Raw genomic sequence first — 18,158 nt, 5'->3', positions numbered from 1 at the left:
CTTTACAATACAGACATAACCATTAAGGAATTAGGAGTGATCGGGATGAGTAATGTTTTAGAAATTCGTAATTTGACCAAGAAGTTCGGCGATATCATCGTAGTTGATAATATGACATTGAATGTTCGTGAAGGCGAAATTTTTGGATTCCTTGGTGCAAACGGGGCAGGCAAAAGTACGACCATCAACATGATTGCCTCGCTGCTGCGCAGCACAAAGGGTGAAATCCATTTGCTAGGTAAGGACATCAAGAAGAATGCCAAATTTGCCAAAATGAACATTGGGATTGTTCCGCAAGATTTAGCGATTTACGAGGATATGACGGCTTATGAGAATGTATACTTTTTCGCTGGGCTATATGGTTTAAGAGGCACGCTACTTAAAGAGAGAACAGAGGAAGCGCTTGAATTCGTAGGCCTTGGGGACAAACATAAGAGCTTCCCGAAGAACTTCTCAGGTGGGATGAAGCGTAGGCTGAATATTGCATGTGCGATTGCTCATCAGCCGAAGCTGATCATTATGGATGAACCGACAGTGGGAATTGATCCGCATTCGCGCAATTATATTTTGAATTCGGTCAAGAAGCTGAATGAGATGGGCTGTACAATCATTTATACGAGCCATTATATGGAAGAAGTCGAGGAAATTTGCACTAATATTGCGATCATTGATCACGGGAAAGTTATAGCAGAAGGTACGAAGGAGCAGCTCAAAGCAATTATTACGGATTCCAAAGAAATTTGGATCGGCGTTAAACCAGGTGATACCCTCCAGCTTGAGTCACTCAAAACGATTCAAGGTGTAGTCTCTGTTCGTCAGGAAGAGCAAGCGCTGCAGATTATTTCGAAAGCTGAGGTTAATAATTTGAATCGAATCATTCAGCAGCTCATCAAGGATCAAGTTGAAATTCGATCGGTAGAAGAGCAGGCGCCAAATCTTGAAACGGTATTCCTGACGTTAACAGGTAGAAATTTGAGGGACTAGGAGGTGTGTGGCAATGAACATATGGAATATTGCGCTAAAAAGAATCAAATCCACGATGCGCAGCAAAATGACATTTTGGCTCATGCTAGCACTACCAATTGTCATGATGCTCATTCTGGGTACGGCCCTATCAAATGCATTCACGGATGGATCGAAGATCGGGGACATGAAGCTGCTCATTTCGAATGAATGGACGAATCAGCAAATAACGCCTTATTGGAACGGGTTTGTCGAAGCGATTGAGAAACAAGGTGTTCAAGTAACGCAAGCGGAAGCAGGCATGGACAGCAAGGAAGAGGTTCGTTCTGATCGATATACAGCCTATGCTGAGCTTCGGGATGATGGCATCAAGTTCTATGGCAGCAGTAAGAGGACGATTGAAAGCAATATTCTGCAAGGCATGCTGACGACATTCGCTGATCGCTATTCTTTAACCGCAGCAGCTTACGAAGCGAATCCTTCAGCCGTTCAGGAGATTGTAGCAAGTGCCATGCAAAGTGGAGATTACATTCGAGAAACTTCGCTCGATCACGATAAGCTGCCCGGTTCAATGGATTATTACGCGGTCGCCATGTCAACCATGATCGCATTCTATTCAATCATACTCGGTAGCTATCTGTATCAGACTGAAAAGCTTCGTAACACTTATGCACGATTGATGGCGTCACCTGTATCAAAAATAGAATTTTTTGCAGGGAGTATTATCGGAGCTACGTTTATCAATCTACTCTGTGTATTAGTCGTTGTTCTGTTTAGCAAATTCGTCTTCCATGCGGAATGGGGAAGTCATTACGGTATAGTCCTCCTCGTCTTGTTGACAGAAGTTCTACTCGCAGTCAGTATGGGGGTCGGCATCAGCTTCATATTTAAGAATGAAAGCTCAAGAATGGTGGTTATGCTCTTCACGCAAGTTGCTTCCTTCCTGGGCGGTGCTTACTTCCCAATTAGTGATGGAGAAGGCATTATGGACATTCTAGCGAATCTTTCTCCTATTCGCTGGGCGAATTCGTCTTTAACAAAGCTCATTTATGCAGATGATGTGGCTGCTGCATGGTCTACGATTGGATTGAATGTGGGAATCGCAGCGATCTTCTTAATCTTCGCGATCTTCTGCATACGGAAACAGGAGGCGGTATAATATGAGTGAAATGTTATGGTTGGTACGCAAATCATTATCCGTTATTTTTAGGAATAGGAAAAACTGGTTCTTTTATATCGGATTACCGATTATCGGGGTACTGGTTTCCATGCTCTTATATAGCAATGTGAATACAGGCACGCTGAAAATCGGCATTATCAATCAAGATAGCAATCAGACGATTACTAGCGATGCGATTCATTTTGTGGAAGGTTTGAATCAAGTCAAGATTACGCTAACCGATGAGGAAACGATGAATCGTGAAATTGCAGCGGGCAAACTGGATAGTGGCATCGTATTTAAAGCAGGGTTTGCCGATAGCGTTCGATCGGGTACGCCATCACAGCTTGATATTGTCTCAGTCAAAGGCGCTCAGGTGACAGCGTATGTGAAGGCAATGCTGCAGAGCTATATTGGCAATGTCGCAGCGATTGGTCAAAGTTCGCATGGTGATGCTGCTGCATTCGATACCTTGTATACAGCATACACGAAGCATAACTTTAAGCTAACTTCGGAGACGCTGCAGGATTCATCGAATATGAAGATGATGACTTATCAATCCATTGGTTTCCTCGTCATGTTCATGATGCTCTCGGCTTTCAATATGATGGAAGGCATTATTAGGGAAAAAGAGAACCGCACCTTCTTGCGACTGCTATCATCTCCTATGTCCTCCAGGGCATATGTGCTCTCTAATGTGGTCGTCAGTATAATTATTCTGTTGATTCAGATCGTAGTCACACTCATTGTCATGAAGAACGTACTTCAAATCGACACGGGAATATCTTTCGTTCAGTTAGTTCCAGCGCTGCTTCTGTTCTCGCTTACAGCGATTGCGCTAGCGCTTATGCTCATCGCTTTTGCCAAAGGCAGCACGAGCGCAGGTGCTTTGCAGAATCTCGTGATCGTGCCAACTTGTCTGCTTGCAGGATGTTTCTTCCCAGTGGATATCATGCCAGACACGGTTCGCAAAATTTCGAATTTCACGCCACAGCACTGGCTGCTGGATATGATTAATAAGCTGCAGCAAGGAGAAACATTCGGCAGCTTATACCTGAACATCGCAATCTTACTTGCATTCGCTGTTGCATTTGCCTTGATCGCCATCTATCGCTTCGGAAGAAACAATGATGTAAGACAGTTTATATAATAGGATACAATATCTGTTGCAGCCCTTACAGGGCTGCATTTTCGTATATAGCTGCTAACTGAATATCATTCAATTGGTTGATTAATCAAGGAAAAGATTTAGAATATTCTAGAAGGGAGGAGTGTGCCGTTATGAATATTCGTAAAGCGGTAATACAGGAAGCAGATGATTTGACCCAGCTTGCTATTCGTTCTAAAGCATACTGGGGATACAGTGATGAATTTATTGAATCTTGTCGAGCAGCATTAACGATCACGCCTGAATTTATCGCAGCTGCACATGTATATGTGGTTGAAGATGAAGGGAAGATCCAAGGCTTCATTGCTTTGGAACAGGACGGCGACAGTAGTATTCTAAGTGATGTTTTCATAGATCCATCTGCGGTTCGCCTTGGATATGGAAGGGTATTGTGGCAGCACATCATGGGGCTAGCCAAGGAACTCGGTATTCCTAAAGTGATAATTCATAGCGATCCTCATGCCGAAGGCTTCTATTTATCGATGGGGGCCAAACGGATTGGTGATGTAGAGTCAACTGTTACGAAAGGAAGATTTCTACCACTAATGGAAATTGTGCTGTCATAAATTCTAGGTATTCGCTTATGAAACGCATCCGTCCTTAATGACGATGAAACCGCTTCTTCTTGTGCCAGCCTGCATTTTATGCATTCAAAAGTCGTCTGGATGGAGAAAAATAAGTTTTGCCTGCATTTGGTACATTCAAAAGTTGGGATTGAGCTCAAAATAGGCTAGAAAACAAAATTTGCCTGCACAAAGTGCAGGCAAAACTTTATTTTACGCCATATGGCGGTATTTGACTGCACAAAATGCATTCAAACTTCAATGTTTGCGTATAGACGGCGTTCCGTATTTGCGAATGCGTGAGATATAAGCTATGTTTAGCTTATTTTAGCTCAATGCAGTACCTGATTTCTTCCTGTACCTTACGGAATCCCACAGATTCATATAGAGACAGTGCAGAATCATTATCGGTGAGTACCATCAGATAGGCGGATTGCAATCCATGCGATTGTAAATATTCAAATGCCGCAGTAAGGAGGAATTTAGCTAACCCACGTTTTCTCCAAGGTTCACGGACGAACACATCCTCAATGGCACCTTGATCTTCCTCTTGCCATACCATCAAGCCTGCAACGATTGTATCTCCCTCACGAACTACCATTGAGGTCCATAGCTTATGGTTCTTATTATCAGCTAATCTCTTGGATCCAATGGTTGCATCTGGCCAAATTTCGGCATCCAGTTTAAGATACTCTGTTTCTTCCTGAGGAGATTCCATCTTCCACAAGGCGAATTGAAATTGCTCATGCAGAGTTTGCTTAGCAATAGGCTCATTCAAATCTCGCGTCATGGTAAACAGGCTCTTCAAATGACGATACCCTTTTTGAATAAAAAATTGATTGTTAGCCACCTCTGAAGAATCATTGCCTACACAAAGCTGTGTTTCGTAGGCTGGAGGTAAAGTTTCTTTCAGCTCCAAGGCTCTTTGATAAAGATACGAATAGAGTTTGTCCATCAGCTCGTAATCTTGCTCTCTGTCAGGTAGAGTTTTGAGATTGAGATAAATAGCATGTTTATTATCTGGCAAACGATCAGGTGGAACAATATTGATGATATCGACTTGACCTTTAGCGATCATTAGACTATCCTCAAAAGCACAGAAAACGTTACCATAATTGTTCTCGTCACCAACCCACCAGAACACAACGTTGCCTCTTGTTTTGACGGATTGATAGAATACACCAAGTTGTGGCATATCTGTTTGTTGAAAATTACGAATTAATAGACTGTTTGCTGCTTGCATAGTTGAATTACCCCTTTGTAAAGTAGGGGGAAGTCGCAGTTTATAGGGCTAAGTATGCGATACCCCTTGATATAATATGCCCTTGTGTACTTGTTCTTTGATAACGACAAACGCCCCCTTTGGCTTTAATTGCCATTAATCGTATCACAATCTGAACTGGAGGTAAATGAAAATGGGCATTATGAAGGACCTTCCTGAAAATCATGGTTTGACTTCCAGATCACTGATTGATTTTTTTGCTAGGATCGATGAGCTTAACTTAGAGGTCAATAGCTTGATTTTACTGCAAAATGGTAGGATGACTGCGGAGTATGTTCGATCCCCTTATCGTTTGGATCATCCGCAATTGTTGTTTTCATTAAGCAAAAGCATAACTTCCTTGGCAGTGGGAATTGCAATAGATGAAGGCTTGCTGAACTTGGAGGATAAGGTGATATCCTTCTTTCCGAACAAACTGCCGCATGTTGTTTCATCTAATTTGGCTGCTATGAATGTGCATCATCTTTTATCCATGAATTCAGGACATCACGATAATATATATGCAGCTGTCGTAAATGAACGGGATTGGGTTAAAGCGTTCCTATCTCAAGAGGTAGAACATGAACCAGGAAGCTATTACCGATACAGCACGCATTCCACCTATATGCTGTCAGCGATTATGGAACAAGCAACAGGTCTGAATCTCATCGATTATCTAATGCCGAGATTATTTGAACCACTTGGAATACCAAGACCTACTTGGGAGACTTGCCCGATGGGAGTTATCGCTGGTGGGATGGGCCTCAGCTTATCCACGGAAAGCATCGCGAAGATTGGATTGCTGCTGTTACACAAAGGGATGTATGCGGGGAAGAGAATTATTTCGGAGTCATACATCGAACTAGCTACACAGGAGCAAAGCGATAATCGGCTTGGAGCGGAACGAAACGATTCTGCCCAGGGGTATGGATATCAATTTCATCTGTGTCGGCGAGGATGCTATCGAGGAGATGGCTCATTTGGTCAGGTTTGTTTTGTAGCGCCCAATGAGCAGATTGTAATTGCAGCAACGTCTAGTTTCCCAAGCATGAAGTCATTGCAGACATTGCTTGATCTGATTTATGAGCATATTGTGGATCATTTAGGCAATAGCGATTCTGTGTGCCAAGAAGATCAACTGGAGTTGCACGCAAGATTAAATCGTATGGCTAGCTCTGCTGTTCCAACGATTATGCCAGTTCCGGAGTGTACACTACATCTAAATAATCGATGCTATATCATGGGTAATAATCCTCATGGGCTGAAGGAAATTAGATTTTATCAGAAGGATGATCAATTGGAGCTTCATACTAGTTACGGGGACGAGCGGGACAATGTGCTGGCTTTCAATTGGTTCAAACCTATTCATACGACAGATGTGTTCAATAAAGACCTGCTTTTGCACAGACAAGAAGTTGTAACCTATGCTAAATGGCTGGATAGAGATGCTTTAGAGCTAACGTTGTTCTATATAGAGACACCTTATGTGGTCACTTATACCGTAAGATTCAAGGATGAGGATACGATTGACTTCCAGTTAAGTATCAATGTGTCGCTCAATATAGAAGAATATATAGTTAGTGGGAGATGCAAACGTTAGGTGAAATACATACGATAAGCTATCCGAGGCAAGGGCATACATCAGATGGCTTCTAATGGAGTACATGGAGGGAGAACCTTTACGGAGTGTTCTGACTCGTGAGGATAATCCATCTGTAAGATATAAACTGATTTTTCAATACGGACGTCAATTGCGGGAATTGCATGCGACAATTTGTCCTGATCAGCTAAGGAATAGTGGCGATTGGATTGATGATATGCTTACGCAGGCAGAATATAATCTATTGCATTATCAAGTTGACGGGACAAGGGAACAGCTGGATAAACTAAAGAATAATAAGCCGAAGGCATATAGACAAACGCTCATTCATGGTGATTTTACGATAGACAATGTGTTAGTTCATGACGGAAGAATAGCTGGGATCATTGACTGGAGTGGTGGTGCGCTCGGAGATCCTAGATATGATGTATCACTAGCGATTAGGCCGAAGCCGAACATTTTCCAAACCGATCATGACCATCAAGCATTCTTCGATGGCTATGGAGAAACGATCATTACAGATGATGATTACAAGTATTTTGAAAATGGATTGTATGCATTTTTCTAATTGCTACCATGGTAAAAATAGGATACAATGATTTTAATTTGTTGTGAAGGGAGTGAGCAGCATGAAACGCTGGGCTAATTCAATGAATACAACTACTAAGGTGATCGTGAACTGAATAAGGCAGGTGGACACGTAGGTCCGCCAATCACTCAAGGATATGCTGTTATTTTTTCCTGATTAAAAGTGAGGTTTATTTGATTATGCGTAAGAAACGCATCCGTCCTAAAAGACGGTGAAACCGTTTCTTCTTGCCACTTCACTTTATATAAGGATTTCGTAGACCGCAGATATAGCCTGCGGTCTTTTTGCGCGCAAAAAACCAAATAGCCGAGGAGCTGTATGCCAATGATGAAATTGAAATATCTTTTTAATAATGAGAATTTAGCTGAAATGTTGTTAAAGAATTGGAAGTATGATCCAGAATCAATTGAACTTTTTCAATATTATCGTATATCGTCAAATGCCATTTATCCGTTCCGATTCGAAGGTAAGACGCATCTATTAAGATTTGCGCCTGTGGTGGAGAAAAATAAAGATAATGTATTAGCAGAGTTTGAGTTTATTGCTTATTTGCGCGATAACGGTTGTGGTGTTCTGGAAACGGTTCAATCTTGTGCAGGGGAAGAACTGGTTGAAGTGCAAACGCCATGGGGCGCTTACTACGCCTCTGTCTTTAAACGTGTGTCTGGCGTGCAGCTGGATCGAACGGATTTGAATGATACGATTATTTACCGCTATGGACAAGCTTTAGGTAAGCTACACCGTTTGTCGAGCCAGTACACACCTGTCGGAGCACCGAGATGGTCATATGGCGATGTCCTGGACTGGATCGAAGATCAATTGAGGGACTTGCCGAATGAAACGAAAACACGGATGGAAGTCGCAATATTGCGGGATTACTTTGATAAGCTGCCGAAATCACCAAGTCATTATGGGCTGATCCACTATGATTTTGAATTTGATAATGTTTTTTACGATCAGGAGTCTGGGGGATGCAATATTATCGATTTTGATGATGCGATGTATCACTGGTATGTAATGGATTTAGTTCAGGTATTTGAATGCTTGCATGAATTCATCCCTTCCGAAGTCTATAACGAAAAGATGCAATGCTTTATAGATGGTTACCGAACAGAATACGATCTTCCATCTGATTGGGAAACAATCGTTCCAGCATGCAAGAGATTTGCCGGTTTATATGGATATGCCCGTACGCTACGATCGATTGCAGATAGCTGGGATCATGAACCTGAGTGGTTAATGAATTTGAGAGCGAGACTAGCGGAGAGGATGGAAGAAGAAGCGGCAGGCTTTGGAACTGATCTTAATATTTTATAAAACTTGGTATAAGTATTAAATTTAAGCAGGTGAATTGATTTGAATTTAGAGGCTACAAGACTACAGAAATTTGAACATGCTCTTCGCAAAGAAAAGATAAACTCGTGTCTGATTTCCCATAACAATGAGGTTGTGTTTAAGTATTACAAGAATAGAAAAATGGAGACTAAGTTATTCCAAGTCCATTCTTGTACGAAGAGCATTGTATCTATTCTAATTGGAATTGCGATTGATCAAGGATTAATTGAAAGTGTACAAGTTCCGATTGAAACTTATTTTCCCTACATAGGTGCTGATAAGAAACAGATTACAATCGAACATTTGCTCACGATGACGCCTGGATGGGAGTGGGGAGAATTTAGTACGTGGCAGGGTCTCCCATTTCCGATGATTAATACGAAGCATTGGGAGAAGTTTATTTTAGAACAGAAAATGGTGTCTCAATCAGGGCAGCATATGGTATACGATTCTGGCAGCTCTCATTTATTAAGTATTATTTTAAAGAAGGAAACAAATGGAAATACGGCTGCTTTTGCAGAGAAGATGTTATTTAAACCTCTTGGAATAACAGATTACAGATGGTATAAGGATTCCAAAGGAGTAACAATTGGCGGCTTTGGCTTATGTCTGCAAACTGCTGATATGCTCCGAATAGGTCAAATGCTAATGGATGGCGGTTTATGGCGCAATAAGCAAGTCGTCTCGCGTTCATGGATTGAAAATTCAACAACAGCAAAGTTCCATACGTATAATTCCATCGGTTCTTATGGCTATCACTTCTGGGTGCTTGCGAATGAGGAGAAACAGCCGTATGATCCGAATGTGTTTTTTGCTATGGGTTATGGTGGACAGTATATCATTGTGTCACCTGAGGATCGATTGGTCGTTGTTTATACAAGTGAGCTGTTTAACGATACTTTCTTTCCACTTCGATTATTCAGGAACCACATCTTTAGTTGACTTTGAAATTTAATTTATGTTATATAAAAGAAAGGGTTAGCACTCGGCAATCATGAGTGCTAAATGAAAACTGAGAGGAGATCGATCCATGGCTAAGAAGCAATTTAAAGCAGAATCCAAACGATTATTAGAAATGATGATTAACTCCATTTATACACACAGAGAGATTTTTCTAAGAGAGTTAATCTCGAATGCCAGTGATGCTATCGATAAAATTTACTATAAGGTGTTAGCTGACAATCAATTAGTGTTTGATAAAGAGAATTACTTCATCAAGATAACAGCTGATAAAGCAAACCGAACACTCACGATTGCCGATACAGGGATCGGGATGACCAAGGAAGAGCTTGAGAATAACCTCGGGGTTATCGCGCAGAGCGGATCGCTCGCATTCAAAAAAGAGAATGAAATGCAAGATGGCCATAATATTATTGGTCAATTCGGGGTTGGTTTCTATTCTGCTTTCATGGTAGCTGATGTTTTGACAGTCACAACAAAAGCTTTTGGCAGTGATGAGGCATACAAGTGGGAATCTAAGGGTGCTGATGGCTACACAATTGAACCTTGTGAGAAGGATTCAGTGGGTACAACGATCATAATGACGATCAAAGACAATACGGAAGATGATCAGTACGATGAGTATTTGGAAGAGTATCGCTTGAAGGCAATTATCAAGAAATACTCGGATTTCATCCGTTATCCAATCAAGATGGATGTCAAAGGTCAGCGTCCTAAAGAGGGTGCTGATGATGAGCTGGAAGAGTACCAAGAAGAACAAACAGTGAACAGTATGGTTCCGATCTGGCGTAAAAATAAGAGTGAGCTGACAGATGCAGATTATGAGAACTTCTATAACGAGAAGCGTTATGGTTACGATAAGCCGATCACGCATGTTCATATCAAAGCTGACGGAGCTGCGGTTTATAACGCCATTCTCTTTATACCAGAGAATACGCCATTCGATTATTACACCAAGGAATATGAGAAAGGGCTTGAGTTATATTCCAACGGCGTACTTATCATGAATAAATGTGCGGATCTGCTTCCTGATTATTTTAGTTTTGTTAAAGGAATGGTGGATTCGGAGGATTTATCGCTGAATATTTCAAGAGAGATGCTTCAGCACGACCGCCAGCTCAGCCTAATCGCGAAGAACATTAAGAATAAAATCAAGAGTCAGCTGCAAAGCTTACTGAAGGATGAAAGAGAGAAGTATGAGCAATTCTATAAGTCCTTTGGCAGACAGCTCAAGTATGGTGTATACAGTGAATATGGTAGCAACAAAGATGTGCTCCAAGATCTGCTTATGTTCTATTCTTCCACAGAGAAGAAGCTGGTAACATTGGATGAATACGTGTCCAGAATGCCGGAAGATCAGAAGTTCATTTACTATGCTGCAGGTGAATCTGTAGAGCGTATTGAGAAGCTTCCACAAACGGAGATGGTAGCGGACAAAGGTTATGAAATTCTGTATTTCACAGATGATATTGATGAATTTGCGATCAAGATGATCATGACGTATAAAGAGAAGGAATTCAAATCTGTATCTAGCGGCGACTTAGGCATTGAGCCTGATGCGAAGGACAATGAAACAGCTGATGAAGAGAACGAGAATAAGGAACTTTTTGAAGCGATGAAGGGTATTCTTGCTGATAAAGTGAAGAACGTGAAAGCTTCCAAGCGTTTGAAGACTCATCCAGTCTGCTTGTCTACCGAGGGTGAATTGACGATTGAAATGGAGAAAATCTTGAAGGCAATGCCTAACAGCCAAGATGTGAAGGCTGACAAGGTTCTCGAAATCAATGTGAATCACGAAGTATTCAAATCACTTAAGGCTTCCTATAGCCAAGATAAAGATAAGCTGAACCTGTACACGAATCTCCTGTACAACCAAGCACTTTTAATCGAAGGCTTGCCAATTCAAGACCCTGTTCAATTCACGAACGATATGTGCAAAATTATGGTGTAACCATAACATAATAAGAACAACCCACGCTGAAAAGTGTGGGTTGTTTGATTATTATCCCAATCCTAATATATCGGTTATAAGAGACAGGATTAAGAGTCCTCCAAAGACAATTCCAGCTGTATAGGCTTTGTTTAGGCTGTTCTTGTGATTAGAAGAGGTGTTCATACGTGCTCTTGCGATTACAGAACGAAAATACAGCACAATCCCCAGAGCGATCAATAGTACTTCCAGCATGATGCTTATTGCAGGATACTTCCATAAGCTAAATCCTAATAAAGGAAGGTCCCCCAAATTGCCTGGAAGAATGGGAAGATCGACACGATGCACAAGCAAATCGAGAATCCAATGACTAAAGACCATAGCCCCTATAACAATACCGTTGCGTTTATTCCATTTTTTCAAGGCATACCACCCAGCAACTAACGATAAGACTAGAGCGACTAATAAAGAATGCGTGTAATCCGCATGAATGATAGCATGACCGTATCCACCTTGATCAACGATCTCCAGCGTTTCAATTCCAGAAACATAAAGGGGAACAAATAAGACATCGAGTAATTGTGTAGCTACAATCAGGGTCCATAAAGGTAACTCAGGAGATTTGGACTTTACTGCGGCAGCCAAACCAAAATGACCTGCGAACATTATACCTTCCTCCTATCTGAATCGACCCTGGTATCTAACCAAGAACAGAGTATGGCAAAAAGCAGCATATACACGATAAAGCTCATTAATCATGCATCCCCTCTCGGTATCTGAATCCAGTGAGCAGCACTTCAAAGGCTTCTTCAAAGGTTCGATCTAATCTCTTGAATAAGTCTTCCGATGATTCTTCACTCAAGTGGTACGTGCTCACAATTCCTTGCAGCATGTAAAAATAAATGCGAGAACAGCTTAATAGCTTATCTTTATCGTCACTAGATAGTTGTAGATATTCCTGAAGTGCTTGATTCAAAATGGAGAATAATTCTATTCGTAAAGTGTTCAGCTCTGGCTGGATTTGCGGCTCTTGATCAACCCGAGAAGATTGGGTCATTATGATAAGCAAGTACATATTGTGATTCATGAGGCAAAAATCGATAAAGTGACGACTAATTGCTTTAATGCGCTCGTCAGCAGGTAATTTATGATCTTCAAGTTTTGCTTTCAATGTGCTTTTTAGTTCTAGAAGGGCAGGCTTCGAAAGTTCATAGAGCAGTACTTCCTTGTCTTTGAAATAAATGTAGATTGTCGTGTGAGAGCACCCTGCTTGTTTGGCGATTTCTCTCATCGTGACCGCTTCATATCCTTTTACTGCAAAAAGCTCATAAGCGGCAGTAATGATTGATTTCTTCGTTTCTTCAGAGCGAAGCTCTTGTTTTTTTGACATAAGAGTCACCTCCAGTGCGAAAATAAGTAACCACTGGTTATAATATAACCAATGGTTACTTATTCGTCAATTCTATTTTTTTAGATTTTTCCAAATGTAGACAGACGGAAACTATTTAACCATCCATGAGCTCGTTCAATGCATTTTATACAGTCAAAAGTGGCTCAGATGAGCAAATGTAGGATTTGATTGCATTTTATACAGTCAAAAGTGACGGATATGGTGAATTTGGCGAAAATGATGGGTTTTGAATGTATGAAATACAGGCAAAAGCTAAATTTCACAAAAACTAGAGAATTTGCCTGCATGATATGCATTCAAACGGTCTCCCTATATAAAATCCATAAAGAAACCTTCCAACGATGCTGGGTTGTATCTCATCATACGTTGGATTGGTTTCTTTTTTTATTTTGAATGAGGAGTTTGGAATAGATGACCGTGTGAATAATATAACATTATGAATTTTTAAATAATTCATTTGACTCCCATTATGGGCTGTGCTATTTTAAGCTTAAGTAAACATTTTCCTAAAATGTTTTCGCAATTTTTCTAATATTATCAATTCAACGAATTTTGCGAGGTATTTAACAATGACTCATCTCAGGATAGGACCCCCAAGATCCAATACAATGACGATTAAAGATATTGCTAAATTGGCTGGAGTTTCTATTGCAACCGTTTCCAAAGTATTGAACAACAAGGATCAAGATATTGGAGAAGAGACGAAGCAGAAGATCGCCAAGATTATTAGTGAGCATAACTATAGTCCATATCAGAAGGTTATTAAACGAATGGCTGCCAAAACATCGACCATTGGTTTAGTAATTGATAATGTATCTGATGTCTTCTATAAGCCATTCGTTCAAGGTGCATTAGATGCAGCTTATCAAGAGAATATGAGTGTCATCCTATGCAATACAGATGTAGCTGAGTCCAAAGACAAGCGGCACTGGGACATTCTTCGAGAACGCAATGTTGAAGGTGTATTATTCGCTCCTTCAGCCACTTTGACCGAACAGGACATTGTTCATTATATGGATGAAGAGCTGCCTGTTGTTTTTACGGGTGGAAGGAGCTATGAAGCCGATGTAAGTCAGTTGAATTTGAATTACGCACAAGGCACTTATCTGGCAACCACGCAATTAATTGAGAAGAAGCATGAAGTCATTGGTTATATCAGCAGTTCACTCTCAAGTCAGGATGAACTGGATAAACTGGAAGGCTATAAGAAGGCATTGTATGACAATAATATTAGTTTTGATAAGAATCTTGTAATTGAAAGCGTTGCCAGTGATTGCAAAATTGGCGGAAGTGAAGCAACGAAGCTGCTTCTCGCTAAGAATGTTACTGCAATTGTTACGAGTAATGACATTCTTGCATGTGGCGTTTATTTAACAGCTGGTGAAGCGCTCATGAAAATTCCGAATGAACTATCGGTCATTGGGTTTGGCAATTCCGATATCTGTGATCTCGTTACACCAACGCTAACCTCCATTAGTTACCCTATGTATGAGATGGGTTTTGCGGCTTGTATGACATTAATTAAGCAAATTCGCAATGAGCCTGAGGTAAAAAGAGTCGTTTATGAGCCTTTAATTGCTTTGAAGGACAGTGTTTCGGGTCCATTTCGTGCTAACGATATACCAAGGGAGCGAATTGCTATTGTCGGCAGCTTGAATATGGACATTATTTTACGGGTTCCACATATTCCGAGGGTTGGCGAAACGATTATGTCCTATGACATTAAGAACGCAGCTGGAGGTAAGGGAGCGAATCAAGCGGTTGGTGCAGGTAAGCTTGGTGGCAAAGTGTTCATGATTGGACGCGTTGGCAATGACCTTTATGGCCGTGAGCTGTTCAACAGCTTGGTCAAGAATGGCGTGGATGCTAGTGGAATCGTATTTGATGAAATGCTTCCGACAGGCAATGCCTATATTTATGTTTCGGATAGTGGGGATAACAACATTGTGGTTAATCCCGGTGCAAACTCCAGATTAAGCATTGAGCAAGTGAATTCATTCGAGTGGATCTTTGACAAAGTAGATTATTGCTTGATTCAGATGGAAATTCCGATGGATACGATTGAATATGTAGCAGGGATATGTCGCAAGAACAATATTAAATTGATTTTGAACCCAGCGCCTGCTCAGAAGATTAATTATACATGCTTTGAAGATTGCTTCCTTGTTGTACCGAATGAGACCGAAATTGATTTAATGATCCCTGGCGATTATACGATTGAGGAAAAAGCCTATAAACTGCTGGAGAAAAACTTCCAGAATGTCATTGTAACGCTTGGTGACAAAGGCTGTTTGCTCGTCAATAGAAACACCAAAGAGTACTTTTCAGCGGCACCTTTCAAAGCTGTTGATACGACAGGAGCAGGAGACTCGTTCATTAGTGGTTTAGCAGTAGCGCTCGCAGAAGGTAAGGACATCGCAAATGCGATCAAGTTTGCTAGTCTAGCTGCAGGAATAACAGTAAGCAGAGAAGGAGCTCAACCTTCTTTGCCTGATAAAGAAACGATGAGAATGTATTTGTAAGTGGAATGTCACCATAAGAAACGGATTTATGCATCGTAGGGATAAGCCCGTTTCTTCTTAAACTAGCGGAGGAACTTATGACAAAAGAAGAATTCAAAATTTTGGCACCATGTGGAATGTTGGGATATGGATTTCCAAAGTCGTCGTTTAGGAATGGAATGGCTTGCTCGCCAGATGCAATTGTCGTTGATGCCGGATCGACTGATGCAGGGCCTCATAAGCTTGGCGCAGGTACGGCTATTGTAAGCAAGCAAGCTTGCAAAAAAGATTTGGAACTCATGATTACAGCCGGAGTTGAAGCGAAGATTCCAGTAATCATTGGCTCTGCTGGCGGAAGCGGTGCAAAGGTTCATGTGGAATGGACACGAGCTATTATTATGGAAATCCTGCAGGAACATCATATTCATGACGTGAAGGTTGCTACCATTTGGGCGGACATTCCGCATGAGGCGGTAGAAGCGAAGCTAGCTGTAGGAGAGTGTGAGCCATTAGGATTAAGCGTGAAGTCATTAACAGCAGACCGTCTAGCAGCGACGACCAGTATTGTAGCACAGATGGGACATGAGCCTATTTTGAAAGCGCTTCAAGAAGGTGCGGATATCATTATTTGCGGTAGAGCCTATGATCCTTCTCCATTCGCAGCTGTTGCGATGCATAACGGATGTGGCACAGCGCTCTCCTATCATCTTGGTAAAATTCTCGAATGTGCTGCGCTTAGTGCGGATCCAGGAACGACGAAGGATTGTATGCTCGGCATTCTGAAGAAGGATTCCTTTATTGTGAAGCCATTGAATGAGAGTCGCAAATGCACGACGATATCGGTTGCTGCCCATACCTTTTATGAGAAGGATCATCCTTATATTTTACATGGACCTGGATTGGTGCTGAACTTGGAGCATTGTACATTCACAGATCTTGGTGATGGTAGTGTGGAGGTTCATGGTAGTCAGGTGGAAGAAACGCCTGTTTACAAAATTAAGCTTGAAGGCGCAATGAAAGTAGCGTATCGCACATTTGTCGTAGCTGGTGTTCGTGATCCCTTGCTCATTGCTCAGATTGAAGAGGTTGAAGAACTCGTTAAACAGCAGGTCTATGATTACTATAATGAAATTCCACGTGAGGATTATCAGATTAATTTTGTCAATTATGGCTTGAACGGTGTATTAGGTGAACTGGAGCCTACACCTCGGGCAGGGCATGAACTGGGGATTATGTTCGAGGTTATTGCAGCGACACAGGATCTTGCAAATGCAGTTTGCAGCTCGGTAAGATCAACCTTCTTGCATTATGGCTACAAGGGACGTAAGTCGACAGCAGGCAATCTTGCTTTTCCATTTGCTCCTAGTGATGTGCCATTCGGCGCCGTATATGAGTTCTCCGTATATCATTTGATGGAAGTCGCAGATGGGCTCACAATGTTCCCTTGCGAGTATGTAGAGGTGTAGAGATGAAATTATATGACGCAGCTACAGTGCTAAGAAGCAAGAACAGTGGCCCTTTTGAAATTACAGTTGATGCTTTATTTAATGATCCGATTATCTACCACACAATTAAAGATTCTGGAGTCATCAATAAAGAGGTAATCTCCAGACTTTATAATATTGAGCCTGACCAAATTATGCATATCGTATTCTTCGACCAAGCGCTAGGCTTCAAAGTTACGTTCGCTCGGAAGGTATCCTCGGGAACATTCCTTGATCGTGATGTATATGGCGCACAGCAGCACGCACCGCTTATGGAATTGGAGGTGGATCTATGAGCAGCACGGAAGGTCAGATTGGCAGAAGGAAGAACACCAAGCTCAAACAAATTTGGATGGATAAAGTTCTCTATCTGATGCTGTTGCCAGCACTCGTTTATTTTATCATCTTTCATATCTGGCCAATCATTGAGATGAAGCTGGCATTCTACGATTACCGGATTATTGGAGAGGATATCTTCGTCGGACTGAAGTATTTTAAAGAGCTGTTTAGCACGAATGTCTTTACACAGGTGCTAACCAACACGTTGATTATTAGTGCGATGAAGATGTTTATTGTGTTTCCTTTTCCAATTCTGTTCGCACTTATGCTGAACGAATTTATCAATGGCAAGTTTCGTAAATCGATTCAAGTGATTTCGTATCTGCCTCACTTCTTGTCATGGGTCGTTATCGCAGGGATTTGGTTTGAATTCCTATCTCCTTCCACTGGGGCAATCAACGAATTGATTAAGCTGTTTGGCTTTGAAGCGAAGGATTTCTTAATCGATAAAGACAGTATTAGATGGGTGCTCGTATTCAGTGAAGCTTGGAGAAGTATCGGTTGGGACTCGATTATTTATCTAGCTGCCATTATTGGCATCAGCCCGAGTTTGTATGAAGCAGCTTATGTCGATGGTGCAACTAGATGGCATATCGTAACCAAGATCGTTCTCCCGCACTTGTATGTACCAATGGTTACTATTTTCATTCTGAACATTGGATTCATTATGAATGCAGGTCTCGATCAGGTGCTTAACTTCACGAACGATTCAGTTGCTAGCCACATTGATATTATTGATACGTATGTGTACCGAGTTGGTTTGCTGAATGGCCAGTATTCGTATGCGACTGCAGCTAATTTATTCAAGAGCGCTATCGGTGTAGTGCTTGTGCTATCGACACATTTTATTTCCAAAAAATTGACCTCAAAAGGCGCATGGTAAGGAGGCTTCTAT

At 41.4% G+C, this 18,158-nt stretch carries 15 protein-coding genes and 1 pseudogene; 13 read left to right on the top strand and 3 right to left on the bottom strand.

Translation table 11 applies throughout. From position 1 onward, the window contains the following. Window positions 1–45: 45 nt before the first annotated feature. From E0485_RS13580 to E0485_RS13565, 4 genes are all read left to right on the top strand, one after another. Window positions 46–984 (top strand): ABC transporter ATP-binding protein, encoded by a 939-nt coding sequence (locus tag E0485_RS13580; protein ID WP_132418594.1) that lies wholly within the window; start codon window positions 46–48, stop codon window positions 982–984. A gap of 13 nt (window positions 985–997) precedes the next feature. Beyond that, the gene (locus E0485_RS13575) at window positions 998–2,122 is read left to right on the top strand and encodes an ABC transporter permease (protein WP_132418593.1); all 1,125 of its coding nucleotides are present in this window, start codon (window positions 998–1,000) and stop codon (window positions 2,120–2,122) included. Between the two features lies 1 nt (window position 2,123). Then, window positions 2,124–3,272, top strand: coding sequence for an ABC transporter permease (locus E0485_RS13570; RefSeq protein WP_132418592.1), 1,149 nt, complete (start codon window positions 2,124–2,126; stop codon window positions 3,270–3,272). A 131-nt stretch (window positions 3,273–3,403) separates the two neighbouring features. Next, window positions 3,404–3,856 (top strand): GNAT family N-acetyltransferase, encoded by a 453-nt coding sequence (locus tag E0485_RS13565; protein WP_132418591.1) that lies wholly within the window; start codon window positions 3,404–3,406, stop codon window positions 3,854–3,856. A 319-nt stretch (window positions 3,857–4,175) separates the two neighbouring features. On the opposite strand, the gene E0485_RS13560 is transcribed toward E0485_RS13565, so the two are convergent. Then, window positions 4,176–5,096 carry a GNAT family N-acetyltransferase gene (locus E0485_RS13560; protein WP_235857562.1) on the bottom strand — a complete coding sequence of 307 codons (921 nt, stop codon included), beginning with the start codon at window positions 5,094–5,096 and terminating at the stop codon, window positions 4,176–4,178. 172 nt (window positions 5,097–5,268) lie between these two features. Here E0485_RS13560 and E0485_RS13555 point away from each other — a divergent pair, with 172 nt between their 5' ends. From E0485_RS13555 to htpG, 5 genes and pseudogenes are all read left to right on the top strand, one after another. Continuing rightward, window positions 5,269–6,714, top strand: coding sequence for a serine hydrolase domain-containing protein (locus E0485_RS13555; protein ID WP_132418590.1), 1,446 nt, complete (start codon window positions 5,269–5,271; stop codon window positions 6,712–6,714). A gap of 34 nt (window positions 6,715–6,748) precedes the next feature. After that, window positions 6,749–7,282, top strand: a pseudogene (locus tag E0485_RS13550) (phosphotransferase family protein); the annotation flags it as partial. Between the two features lie 345 nt (window positions 7,283–7,627). Continuing rightward, complete coding sequence (locus tag E0485_RS13545) at window positions 7,628–8,620, top strand: phosphotransferase enzyme family protein (RefSeq protein ID WP_132418588.1); 993 nt, start codon at window positions 7,628–7,630, stop codon at window positions 8,618–8,620. Between the two features lie 39 nt (window positions 8,621–8,659). Then, complete coding sequence (locus tag E0485_RS13540; protein ID WP_165921177.1) at window positions 8,660–9,580, top strand: serine hydrolase domain-containing protein; 921 nt, start codon at window positions 8,660–8,662, stop codon at window positions 9,578–9,580. An 88-nt stretch (window positions 9,581–9,668) separates the two neighbouring features. Further along, complete coding sequence (gene htpG / locus E0485_RS13535; protein ID WP_132418586.1) at window positions 9,669–11,549, top strand: molecular chaperone HtpG; 1,881 nt, start codon at window positions 9,669–9,671, stop codon at window positions 11,547–11,549. A 51-nt stretch (window positions 11,550–11,600) separates the two neighbouring features. Here the strand turns inward: htpG and E0485_RS13530 are convergent, their stop codons facing one another. Both E0485_RS13530 and E0485_RS13525 read right to left on the bottom strand, forming a co-directional pair. After that, window positions 11,601–12,194 (bottom strand): permease, encoded by a 594-nt coding sequence (locus E0485_RS13530; RefSeq protein WP_132418585.1) that lies wholly within the window; start codon window positions 12,192–12,194, stop codon window positions 11,601–11,603. A gap of 85 nt (window positions 12,195–12,279) precedes the next feature. After that, window positions 12,280–12,918: a TetR/AcrR family transcriptional regulator gene (locus E0485_RS13525; RefSeq protein ID WP_132418584.1), complete on the bottom strand. Its 639-nt coding sequence runs from the start codon at window positions 12,916–12,918 to the stop codon at window positions 12,280–12,282. 629 nt (window positions 12,919–13,547) lie between these two features. Here E0485_RS13525 and rbsK point away from each other — a divergent pair. The 4 genes from rbsK to E0485_RS13505 all read left to right on the top strand — a co-directional run bounded on the left by rbsK (window position 13,548) and on the right by E0485_RS13505 (window position 18,146). Continuing rightward, window positions 13,548–15,461, top strand: a complete 1,914-nt coding sequence (gene rbsK / locus E0485_RS13520; RefSeq protein ID WP_165921176.1) for a ribokinase — start codon at window positions 13,548–13,550, stop codon at window positions 15,459–15,461. Between the two features lie 77 nt (window positions 15,462–15,538). Further along, window positions 15,539–16,906 carry an acyclic terpene utilization AtuA family protein gene (locus tag E0485_RS13515; protein ID WP_132418582.1) on the top strand — a complete coding sequence of 456 codons (1,368 nt, stop codon included), beginning with the start codon at window positions 15,539–15,541 and terminating at the stop codon, window positions 16,904–16,906. 2 nt (window positions 16,907–16,908) lie between these two features. Next, the gene (locus E0485_RS13510; protein ID WP_132418581.1) at window positions 16,909–17,220 is read left to right on the top strand and encodes a DUF4387 domain-containing protein; all 312 of its coding nucleotides are present in this window, start codon (window positions 16,909–16,911) and stop codon (window positions 17,218–17,220) included. Then, entirely contained in the window at window positions 17,217–18,146 is a 930-nt protein-coding gene (locus E0485_RS13505; protein WP_132418580.1) for an ABC transporter permease, read from the top strand. Before E0485_RS13510 ends, E0485_RS13505 begins: the two co-directional genes overlap by 4 nt. Window positions 18,147–18,158: the final 12 nt, after the last annotated feature.

The sequence above is a fragment of the Paenibacillus albiflavus genome (genome assembly GCF_004344915.1).
Taxonomy (GTDB): domain Bacteria; phylum Bacillota; class Bacilli; order Paenibacillales; family NBRC-103111; genus Paenibacillus_AM; species Paenibacillus_AM albiflavus.
Note: the sequence above shows the minus strand (reverse complement) of the source record. Positions and strands in the feature narration are given on the sequence as shown.